The organism is Mesorhizobium sp. BH1-1-4, assembly GCF_020165665.1.
GTDB lineage: Bacteria > Pseudomonadota > Alphaproteobacteria > Rhizobiales > Rhizobiaceae > Mesorhizobium.
In genome coordinates, this window is record NZ_JAIUIN010000012.1 from 133,609 (window position 1) to 143,681 (window position 10,073).

The following is a 10,073-nucleotide window of genomic DNA, read 5'->3' on the forward strand; positions in this document are numbered from 1 at the left end:
CGCCGCAGCGTATAAATCGGACAGGGGTCAACCGAACGAGATTGGACGGCGATGTGTTTTCGCCGCTGCGTATATCACGAAGCTCGTTCCGGGGCGTCGCCAAGCTTTCCAATCTGCTCCTACCGGCACCATTCTCCAAGGGAGAGTGCACCTGGGCTGGGGGCCCGCGCCTACGACGGCGACGCAAAGTTCACGAGACAGGCGCATTCCGCTGGGGACCCTCGTCCGAAAGTGCCGTCACAAACTTGGTGGCTTCGTTCCAATATCTCTCAACGTCAGCACGGGTAATGGCGCGGTCCGGTCGACTGCGATGTAGATCCCCTGTGATTGCCTTCAAATCTTTTAGGACTGAAGCGATATGCGGCCATGGGAAATCGGTGGGATCACCGATATCCCTGTCGGCGCCGGCAATCATTTCCAACTTAGCAACAATGCCGAGGAGCGATGAGGACCGGAGGTCGGGCATTTGGTCCTGAAGTTTGAGCGCCTCGGTCATGGCAAGAACTTCGGCTTCGCAAGCTATGGCGTATCGAGAGGCTGCGTCGGACGTCGCTGCTGATCTTCGACGCGGCGCGGACGCGCCTGCAGTCAATACCTGAATTCCGGTATCGACCATCATTCGCGCCTCCAATCGCTGCTGCACCCGACATAGCATCAGCGAAACATATCGAGCCTGTTGCCAGTCCCGCCAAAGGGCCAGAACGAGATCGAGAGAGCGGCCGCTGTCGATTGGAACCTCAGAGGCGTCATTCATTGCAGATGACCATCATGCTGACGAACGGAGGTTCACTTCATAGCATACAAAACTGCGAATAGGAACTATCGTTCCTGGAATGATCGTTCCATTCGCGAGTTATCTCTCGGGATGGACCTAAAGGAAATTTTCGCTATCAATTTGCGGCAAGCCAGAAACAGACGGCATTTGACGCAAGAGGAATTGGCAGAGCGCTCGGGCTTGAGTTCTCGTTACATAGGGGCGATTGAACGCGCCGATGTTTCGGCCAGTGTCACGGTTCTCGGACGCATCGCCGACGCGCTCGGAATGGAGCCGGAAGCACTCATTCGTAAGTCGAAGAGCGGTCATTTAGACTAGGGAACGCGCGTGGCCGCTCGCGAGCGCGCCTCCAAAGGCGCCGTAGCGAGCGAGCGGCGGCTTTGCGCCCTCACTTCGGTCATTCAGACAGTGAAAGACCTTAGACCGAAAGCAGACATCCTCGCCGCATCAGAGCCATCGCATCGTTTGGTACGCCCCGAAGTGAGATCAGCCACACCTTCGTCGGCGCGATGAAGGTGGTCGGGGATCGTCACCCGTATGGGCCGAAACCGCCAAGGCGTTCGGTCGAGGACATCGCTAAGGCCATAGAGCCGGGCCGCAGCCACTCACATATAGAAGCGATTGGACGGATTGGGCGCTTGGTGTCGCAAAGCTCCGTCATCAGCCTCCCCGACCTTTCGGGCAAAGGACACGGTGAACGGATGATGGCCGATGCCCTCGCTCGAATTCCAGTTCATTTTGGTGAGGGCGAGTATCTCCCTCGCTCGCTGACGCATATCGGAAACGCCGCACTAGCCGATCTGCAACGGCGCCGGGATCGCAGAAATGTTGTAGAGTGGTTCTGAGGTGACCCCTACTCGTCTGACGAGAGGGAAGCGAACATTTCGGAGATTTCCTGGTCGGCACTGCGTTCGGCGTAATGCCTTTCCTTCCAGTCATCTTCCGTAGCATCTGCGCGCATTTCTTCATTTGCTTCAAATTCCGCTGACGCTTCATTTAATTTTTCGATTTCCCACGATACGTCTTCCGCGAAATAGGACCCGATCGTCCGTACGGCGTCTTCAAGCTCACTATATGCGGTGGTACTCGTGCATTCCGATATTGCCGTCGAGAATTTTTCTCTGAAAAACCTGTCGCGGGCGGCTTCCAATCGGACTTTCTGACTTTCGTCGAGCGTTAGGTTGCCTTCTGTGACGTGCTCAATAAGGCGTCTGAGGCCGGACGGTGGAGCGCCATTTTCTGCAGCCTTTAACATGGCATCACGCAGTCTGTCAGAAATCCCGCCACGGTTGCTGAGTTCGCTCCAGGAGAAACCGCTGAAGAGATCCACAAGATCTGCAGCCTCCTCTATGTGATTGTAGCCGCGTGAAACACGATCGATTACCTCAGCGATGAGCTGATCGATGATCGGCAAAAGCCTGACGTTCCTAGACTGCTCTGCGAATCTGGCTAGGCAGGAAAGCCTGTCATCATGATCGATATCAACGCGTATGAGCCCACCCGGACTTTGCACATAGACCCCTCCCGCTGCTGTTGTCGCAATGTTGTCGATGAGTAGACCAAGCTTTTCGAAGAGAGCCTCGCGTAGAGGTTTTCCCTCATTGCCCTCAGAAAGATCGATAACCGTCTTCATCTCTCTGAAGCGATTTGCCGATGCAATAATATCAACACCGTTTTCCGGCTGCTCACGAATAACGTGAGTCATCAGGTCGCCAACCGACGGATTTATGTACTGCAGGCCGTTGCCTGTTGATCCAACAAACGCGTCGGTCAATTCTTTCATCGAGCGGAGCTGGTCATCGGTACGGCGGGTGTAGTTGTATTTCTGTGCCCTATGTTCGTTGAGGCGCCCAAAAAGGGCAAGAACAGCTTCATTTGGACCGGCGCCGCCCATAGAATGGAGCGCAAGCAGCATCGAGCGCGAAGAGTCTGAAAGCTGCTCGGTATAGGCATGGAGCCAGATATGAGCCGGATTGTCCAAAAGCGACAGAACAAAGGCCTGATATTTATCCGGGGGGACACTTCTGACACGGCTGTAGGACGACAGCCACTCGACAAGGCGCGGGTTGAATTTGCCGTGGTCGATGATTTTCCGATAGAAGCCGCCAGCTAGCAGCGCCTCCCGATAAGCGCGCGGCAGGTCGCTGAAGTAGATGTGGTTGTAAAGAATCCGTGCCTTTTGATGCAGGCTGTAGTCACGGATGTCGAGCACGCAGCGTCGGTCAATGAGACCCGCACCTGAAACACGCTCGGACATCGCCATTGCCTGCTGGAGGATGTGTTCGCGCGTCGTCAGAATGAGGCGTGACGTTTTGGAGGCTGAGACCATCTCGACGAATCTGAGAAGGTCACGGTCGTGGTTTTTACCCACGAATGCACTCTGCTGGCCGAGGAAAGATGCGCCCAGGAAATCGTCGTAGTAGAAAATCTGGGGAACTTCAATATTGAACTGCTTTCTGGCTTCTTCAATATCCGAGTTCACGACGATCGGCTGGGCCCCCTTCTCAAGCCGCTCGTACATCAGCATTTCTGCGAGGGTTGTCTTGCCCACGCCAGGCTGCCCGGAGATGATAAGCACATTGTGTTCGTCCAGAATGTCGCGCGCGGTTTTGTATGCGCCGCTCTGGACATACTTTTTCAGATTTCTGTAAATACGTTGAACCTCAAAATCACTGCGGGTCTTCTCGGCGTTATTCAGCACAACCTGCAGTACGTTCGTACTGGCCAGCCACAGCTTATAATGAGCGGTCTCGATATGTTTATAGAGGCCGAGATAATTGTTGAGGTCGTCTCGCCCAACGATGTCATCCGTTGACGTTATGTATGGTCCGAAGAGAGAAGCGATGTCACCCTTATTATTTGGCGTAAGGCCCAATGATGTGACTACGATGTAGCGATCAGGGTTCAGCGCCAGAACTTTTGGCACCTCTTTCCGAAGGGACGCGAGCAAACCATCAATTCCGGTGGCCTGATAGTGTTTGCACTGGACTATGATTTTTCCTTTGGCGGCGGAGGCGTGCCGGAAGTCGATTCCACCGTCCCTGCCTGTTTTGAAACTTTCAAGAATGAAACCGTCACGGGCCTGCAGAAGGTCCCTTGTTATGATCTCAAAGTCATAGGGTGAAAGCTGGTGAAAATCGTAATCGCTCATGACTGTCCGCGTTAAACGTACCTGTTCCGCAATCGGTACCCTTTTGGAGGTGTACGTATTATTTCTGGAATCAGACGCCGCCGCGGCGCTCCCTATTTTCGTCGTCTACGGAAATAGATGAAGATCAATTCCAGTTATAGAAGAGGCGATCATCCAGTTCATCCCCGTTATAAAACGGAACATCATCAGGATCATATTTTCCTAGGACGGAAAAGTAAGTTGCGCGCATGCCATTATGCTTCTTTAGGGTTGCACCGAGGTCTGTTGCGAACTGCTCGCGCTGCTGAAGGTTGTGGCCCGAGGAATCGTCAATTGGCACGAGGTATTTTCCATCCTTGTTGAACGTAATCCTGCCTTTGGCAACCAGGGCGCGCACCATTGGATGCCTGTTGTCCAGAAGCCACAGCCAGCAGCCACCGGGCTCGCCGATCTCCGGCGGTTTCCGCTTGGAAGAAAGCTTCGACACAATGGAGTCAAACTCGGAAATCAGCGACGTCGAAGCCGCATCCGACTGGGTGAAAAATGCCTTAAGGTCGATAAGGTTGTCCTGGATCTCTTTGTCGAGTTGATCGCGATCACGCAAGCCAGCCCAGTCGGAGATAGCTTGGTGCGGCAGCACAAACTGATAGTGCCGCCTTTTGATGTCGCCCCGGTCCACTTTGGTCAGAACGTCATAGACGATCTGGTCGGCCTCCCCCGTTGTCGCAACGACAACACCCAGTCCGGCCAGAGCTGGTGAATCGAGGTCCAGTCCCGGGATGCTGTCGGAATGGTTAGGAGGAACTCCGTCGAGACCTGTCAGGGGTTCGACGTCCAGCGGCCACCGCCATTCTCTTTCGTGCGACCAATCTAGTTTTCCGGTAGTCGGATTATAGGCGACGTAGCGATACTGTTCGGCAAGGGGCAGTGCAGCTTCATCGAACAGCCTCGGCGTGTCGTTCGTACCGCCACTTGCATTGGTGGCGCTGCTAAGCCCGTATATGACAGGGCGGGCACCCATGGAGAACGCGGCACTCTTGGAAAAAACGATGCCGTACGGGCTGATGGCTTCGCCTGCAGCTTCTCGTGTACGCGCCGCTTCAATGAAGGCCGGAATTGGCATTTCGGTGAAGCAGACGACAGGCTGCATTCCGTGAACGGTCCGTCTGCCGTTCCGGATTGACCAGGTCGCGTACAGCCGCCCCATCCTGATGGCGTGTCGCAGCAGAAACTGTGGCCGGAGTAAGGGTTCCTCGGACACAGAAGCATAGCCGGTGTCCTCTGGCCAGTCCGGTGCGCTTGCCGATTCCAGATCGACAGGACGAAAGAAATGGATGAGACGATCAGACAGGTCGTAGCGGTCATTGTTCTGCATGCCAGGAATGTACACGAGCGATAGGCAGCACCGTCAACGGAAATCAAGTTTCCGGGAGAACGGTTCTCCCTGCGCGCGATGAATCGGCGGACGTGTTTCAAGGCCTTCGCCCGTTTTTTGTTTCCCGAAGCTGGATGGCACGCCGGACGAGATTCCACCCTAATGTCCACTTCGACCGTAAAGTGCACGTCTGCTTTCACGGGCGTGCTCCCCTGTCAGTCGGTTCACGGCCCCTGAGCGGAAATGTCCTGCGACGTTTCTCCCTCGGCCAATCAAGGCCGAGGACAACTCACCTGGGCCATTCTCAATTCGATGATGCCAGCCGCGAGCGCGCAGCTTGGAACGCCGAACAGAAGGTCGGCACCAATCACGAGCGATGTAAGGACCAATCTTCTCGCTTGGCTCGAACGGCCGGGAGGTTCGGTCGAAGACTATGCTTTCCCGAGCCGGATCGATCACTCGAAACATATGAGCACGAGGCAGTACGCGCGCCTGCTCGACGACTGGGTGACCGCGATTGGTCTGCGTTCGGAGGAGTGTGGAACACACTCGCTTCAACGCACGAAGGCGTCGATGATCTACAAGGCGACCGGGAATATCCGCGCCATCCACATCTTGCTCGGCCACTCTAAGATTGAGAACACTGTCCGATACCTTGGTGTCGATGTGGAGGACGCGCTCCTCCTGGCAGAGCGAATCGAGATTTGACGCTGGGCGGCCATCCGACGCAGCTTGGATGGCCGCTTTGACGAGCGGAATACCCGGATACTGCGGCAAATAAGGGGTGGAGGGCGGACTGGCAGCTTTTGGGACGCTTACGACCGCTTAGCGTCACAAGTGGACAGAAAGACCGGCGCATTTGCTGGCATGGCGGGACGGCGCTGATGCAGGTGGACTTTCTTGCCCTGGCGAGCCTGTCACACAACACACCACTTTGGCGCTAGGCGGAAGCCTTCACGGCGCCTCTGGGCCATGATAGAACAAAAAACGAACGAATTGCGTTCCTGAGCGGAATCTGTAGCTTGCGCTTCTTGTGATTTCATTGGGGGAAGTAAATGCAGCTATCGGAAGAAGAGATCGAAAATCTCTCGATCGACAAGTTCATCTTTCATGTCGTTCATCATCGTAACGATGAGCCGATCTTGCTCGATGAGACGCCCATCGGAGATTTCGAGGATTTCTTCCTCGAGAGGGCGATGGAGACGTTACGAGGAAACCGGTTCACCTTCGCCGACGGTTCGATAACTAGGACACTGCTGAAGCAGGTCTTGGACGACGAAGCCCAGTTCGTACCGGTCTCAAAGACGCTCGCGCAGACATTTCACGCGGGCAGAGACAAGCGCATCAAGCCAGGCGTGATGATCTTGATGACGCTGGTCACCGGCCAGCGCAAGCTGTTGTCCGTGTTGAAATACGACCATGAAGAGGCAGTCACCTACGACATTACCGAGGATGCAAAGGCGATCCTGAAAGCAATCGCGAATTCGTTCACGAAGTCGGCCGACGCGCTGCAAAAGTCTGCCTTGATCGAGATTGTCGATAGCGATGACAACATCGTTGTTGTCGACAAAACCGTTCGTCACGAGATCACCGATTTCTTCCGTGGATTTCTTGCATGCAAGCGACTCTTCGATGACAAGCAAATGACTCAAGCCGTCGAGGCGCTGGTCGTTGAGGTGGTAAAGAAGCATCAGAACGATTTGCCGAATGATATCACGCAGAATGTGCGTGATCGGTACTACGACACCGTCCACAAGCGCGACAAGTTCGACGCCGCCGAGTTCTTCGCCGAGTTTTTCGGCGCACATGGCAGCGCTGCGGTGCGGGCCAGCTTCGACAAAGGTTTGGCCAAAAAAGGCATGGAAGGCGAGGTCTTCAAGTTCGACAAAGGCGCAGTGAAGAAGCTGCGTCCACAGAAGTATAAGACCGCGGAGGGTGTGAAGATCGACGTACCGGAGCAGGCGTCGGATACTGTGAAAACGGCAACGACGGCTGCGGGTACTGTCATCACCATCACGACCAGCCGATTGACGAACCTATGACGCTCCAGGAGATGATCGAACTCGGTAGCCTGTTTCAGCGAATGGCCGCGTCGGAAGGTGCGGTTTTTGCCGAGACGACATCGGTCTGTCGAGTCGATCAGATCCCAAACATTGCCGTCGGGCATTTCAATCGGATCTCTGAATTGGCTTCGACGTTGGCCTTGGCCAAGCAAGGAACGCTGGCCGTGTTTGGGGAGATCAGCGGGGAGTTCGGCCTCGCAAATGGGGATGTGTCGAGCATAGAGGGCGAAGCTGTCTCCGTCAGGTTAACGAAGAGGGTCGAAGCCGACGCGGCATACTTCGTTACCCGAGCAGGCTTCGAAGCGGCCCTCGGTGATCCCGAGTTCATGCTTACCGCTCGCAAAATATGGGTCGCCGAGGAGTTTTTGCAGTTTGCCACGAGATCATGCGTCTATTCTACATGGGGCAGCGCGGTCGATCAGAAACGCCTAGAAGACACCTTCGACAGCCCACGCAGATTGGTTCGAGACCAGAGCTATCAATCAGCCCCGATCGACATCCGGCCTTGGTACCTGATCGTCCCGGGTGACGAGAGTTCAGGCGTTTTCTCCGCTTGGAAAGAAGCCGCCGTAAGGAGCCTGATCTTTTGCCTGCCAACTGAAATTCGAACATCAGACGCGAGCAAACAGGTCGTGCTGAAGGGCGCCAGGTCTGCCTTCGCCGATGTTGATCTCAGCAAGCCGCAATCTCAGCTTTTTGATGTTGTCACGGAAGCGGTCCGATGGGTTTACGACCAACGGCGTGACACCGAGACGAAGTTCCACCTGCTCAACAACCACTTGGCTTTGTATTGGCCAGACAGTGCCAAATGGCCCATTGGCCTCAGAGGTATCCTGGACCACGCGCTGGCCAGCGCACGCGAGGCATTTGCCTTCCATCTGCAGGACGACAGCAAGGAAGCAATCAAATCCTTGGGTGATCTCCGAAAGGCCCTGCAGGATGAGGTTGCGCGATCGCAGATAGCCACGCGCGATCTTTTGTCTGCTCTCTGGCGAGATGCAGCCATCGCGGGTGCAGCGTTTGCTTTGCGCTCGGCCACAACGAACTCCTCTGCTGTGAATATTGCCTCGTTGGGTGCGGCGGCGTTGCTGTTTGCGAGCTTGCTGACCACTGTGCTTTCCAATTGGCGATTTGATGTCCTCGCCAAGCAAGTTCGCGCGCAATGGCGGCAGCGCCTTTACGCCTTCATGTCTGATAAACAGTGGGCTGAGCTGGTCACCCGGCCAATTTCGCGAGCCCGATGGGTTTATCGAGTCTCAATTGTCCCAGTGCTGGCAGTCTACGTTGTGCTGATTGGTGCACTCCTGTGGGTAGTCTATCCCGCCGGAGTGATGGCCGTTGCAGATCCTATCCTAGCCCTGCTGTCGGACGCCTGGCGGTTGATCGGCGACCTATGGGATCGGATGACATCCACACCGATCTTTTCGTCATCGCCTCCTGCGGCGCCAACAACTCCCTAACGCACTTTCAGAGTCAGCGGACGCGACGATGGGCCAAATGAAAGAACTGCAGATTGAGATGATGAATCTCGGTCTCGAGTGGGAAGAGTTTCTCGAGCGCGCATTGTCGCAAGACGGAGTAGGGCAGGCTGTTCGTATGAAGCCAGCAGAGCCACCGGAGTCGGAAGAGGATTGGGAGATGTTCCGCTCGGAACCCGATCTCGCATTTACGCCAGCGGACAAATCCGGTCCTGTCGCCGTTGAATTCAAAGTCCTTCGCTGGCAGCACGACTGGCATACTTGGGCGAAAGATGCGCACAGACACCTGCGCCAGGTCGTGCAGCGTGGTCCGTATTCACGCGGAATCCTCGTCCTGACAAAAGACCTAGGTGCAGCGGAACTCCGTCGTATCGAAACATCCGGCTTCGACGATGAGGTTGACGTTTGGGGGATCAACGACTTGCGCAAGATCGTCGCCCGAGATGACGAACTTGCTGAGGCGCTGGAGGGCCTGATCGCCGACACGATCATTGATGAGGTAATCGAAAAGCCAGAGGTGGATGGTCCAAACGATCAAGGCATGCTGCTGGCGACCAGGCTCCGATCGATCGAGCAGGCGGAGGCGGGCTGGAGGGCGTTCGAACTCGCCTGCGAGGAAGCAATCCGTTTCCTGTTCAGCGCTCATCTCTCGAACTTCGTCCGCCAGCAAAGAACCAGCGATGATCTTAATCGAATGGATCTGGTGGGCAGGATCAGGTCAACCGGAACATCGTTCTGGTCCGATTTGGCTTCTGACTTTTCGACGCGATACGTGGTCTTCGAAGCAAAGAATTACGCAGACCCCATCGGTCAGCGCGAGATTCAAATTACCGAGAAGTACCTCGTGGCCAATGGCTTGAGAACTGTAGCGATCGTCATTGCCCGAAAGGGTGCCTCGAAGCATGCGGTAGACGCAGCAAAGGGGATCCTTCGGGAGTATGGGAAGTTCATTCTTACCATCTCGTTGAATGACCTCTGCAAGATGCTCGAAGGGGCTTCGAAAGGCGATCAGCCCGAGAATGTCCTTTTCGAGCGTATGGATGCTTTTCTGATGGCCCTCGGGCGGTAGTTCAAAAAAACGACATGGAAAGGCACAGACTGCTCTCGATGAAGCTCCTCGGGACCGCTGTATCCTGCCTGCCCTTCTAAAGCATACTGTCGTCTTCCCCCATCGCGCAGGGCTGTCCGGGGAAAGTATCTGGTGAATCGAAATGCCGCATGCGCATGCCCCGTGAGACGGTGGTTTTCCGTC

Annotated in this window: 8 protein-coding genes; 5 read left to right on the top strand and 3 right to left on the bottom strand. The window is 55.4% G+C overall.

Going from position 1 to position 10,073, the window contains the following annotated elements:
• Nucleotides 1-190: 190 nt before the first annotated feature.
• A complete protein-coding gene (locus LB569_RS20710; RefSeq protein ID WP_224693889.1) occupies nucleotides 191-619 on the bottom strand; it encodes a hypothetical protein in 429 nt (142 codons plus the stop codon).
• Nucleotides 620-865: 246 nt separating this feature from the next.
• Here LB569_RS20710 and LB569_RS20715 point away from each other — a divergent pair, with 246 nt between their 5' ends.
• The gene (locus LB569_RS20715; protein WP_224693890.1) at nucleotides 866-1,093 is read left to right on the top strand and encodes a helix-turn-helix domain-containing protein; all 228 of its coding nucleotides are present in this window, start codon (nucleotides 866-868) and stop codon (nucleotides 1,091-1,093) included.
• Between the two features lie 535 nt (nucleotides 1,094-1,628).
• Here the strand turns inward: LB569_RS20715 and LB569_RS20720 are convergent.
• Together LB569_RS20720 and LB569_RS20725 are read right to left on the bottom strand one after the other, a co-directional pair.
• Nucleotides 1,629-3,926: a restriction endonuclease gene (locus tag LB569_RS20720; protein WP_224693891.1), complete on the bottom strand. Its 2,298-nt coding sequence runs from the start codon at nucleotides 3,924-3,926 to the stop codon at nucleotides 1,629-1,631.
• 124 nt (nucleotides 3,927-4,050) lie between these two features.
• Nucleotides 4,051-5,280 carry a DUF4427 domain-containing protein gene (locus tag LB569_RS20725; RefSeq protein ID WP_224693892.1) on the bottom strand — a complete coding sequence of 410 codons (1,230 nt, stop codon included), beginning with the start codon at nucleotides 5,278-5,280 and terminating at the stop codon, nucleotides 4,051-4,053.
• A 312-nt stretch (nucleotides 5,281-5,592) separates the two neighbouring features.
• Here LB569_RS20725 and LB569_RS20730 point away from each other — a divergent pair, with 312 nt between their 5' ends.
• From LB569_RS20730 to LB569_RS20745, 4 genes are all read left to right on the top strand, one after another.
• Nucleotides 5,593-5,988 (top strand): tyrosine-type recombinase/integrase, encoded by a 396-nt coding sequence (locus LB569_RS20730; protein ID WP_263494862.1) that lies wholly within the window; start codon nucleotides 5,593-5,595, stop codon nucleotides 5,986-5,988.
• Between the two features lie 347 nt (nucleotides 5,989-6,335).
• On the top strand, nucleotides 6,336-7,322 hold the full coding sequence (locus tag LB569_RS20735) for a nucleoid-associated protein (protein ID WP_224693893.1): 987 nt from the start codon (nucleotides 6,336-6,338) through the stop codon (nucleotides 7,320-7,322).
• Nucleotides 7,319-8,803, top strand: coding sequence for a hypothetical protein (locus tag LB569_RS20740; protein ID WP_224693894.1), 1,485 nt, complete (start codon nucleotides 7,319-7,321; stop codon nucleotides 8,801-8,803). Before LB569_RS20735 ends, LB569_RS20740 begins: the two co-directional genes overlap by 4 nt.
• Before the next feature lie 37 nt (nucleotides 8,804-8,840).
• Complete coding sequence (locus LB569_RS20745; RefSeq protein WP_224693895.1) at nucleotides 8,841-9,890, top strand: hypothetical protein; 1,050 nt, start codon at nucleotides 8,841-8,843, stop codon at nucleotides 9,888-9,890.
• Nucleotides 9,891-10,073 lie beyond the last annotated feature (183 nt).

What these genes read in the sequence shown, in the direction of transcription:
- LB569_RS20710 (WP_224693889.1), bottom strand. Translation starts at nt 619, where the DNA reads ATGATGGTCGATACCGGAATTCAGGTATTGACTGCAGGCGCGTCCGCG.
- LB569_RS20715 (WP_224693890.1), top strand. Translation starts at nt 866, where the DNA reads ATGGACCTAAAGGAAATTTTCGCTATCAATTTGCGGCAAGCCAGAAAC.
- LB569_RS20720 (WP_224693891.1), bottom strand. Translation starts at nt 3,926, where the DNA reads ATGAGCGATTACGATTTTCACCAGCTTTCACCCTATGACTTTGAGATC.
- LB569_RS20725 (WP_224693892.1), bottom strand. Translation starts at nt 5,280, where the DNA reads ATGCAGAACAATGACCGCTACGACCTGTCTGATCGTCTCATCCATTTC.
- LB569_RS20730 (WP_263494862.1), top strand. Translation starts at nt 5,593, where the DNA reads ATGATGCCAGCCGCGAGCGCGCAGCTTGGAACGCCGAACAGAAGGTCG.
- LB569_RS20735 (WP_224693893.1), top strand. Translation starts at nt 6,336, where the DNA reads ATGCAGCTATCGGAAGAAGAGATCGAAAATCTCTCGATCGACAAGTTC.
- LB569_RS20740 (WP_224693894.1), top strand. Translation starts at nt 7,319, where the DNA reads ATGACGCTCCAGGAGATGATCGAACTCGGTAGCCTGTTTCAGCGAATG.
- LB569_RS20745 (WP_224693895.1), top strand. Translation starts at nt 8,841, where the DNA reads ATGAAAGAACTGCAGATTGAGATGATGAATCTCGGTCTCGAGTGGGAA.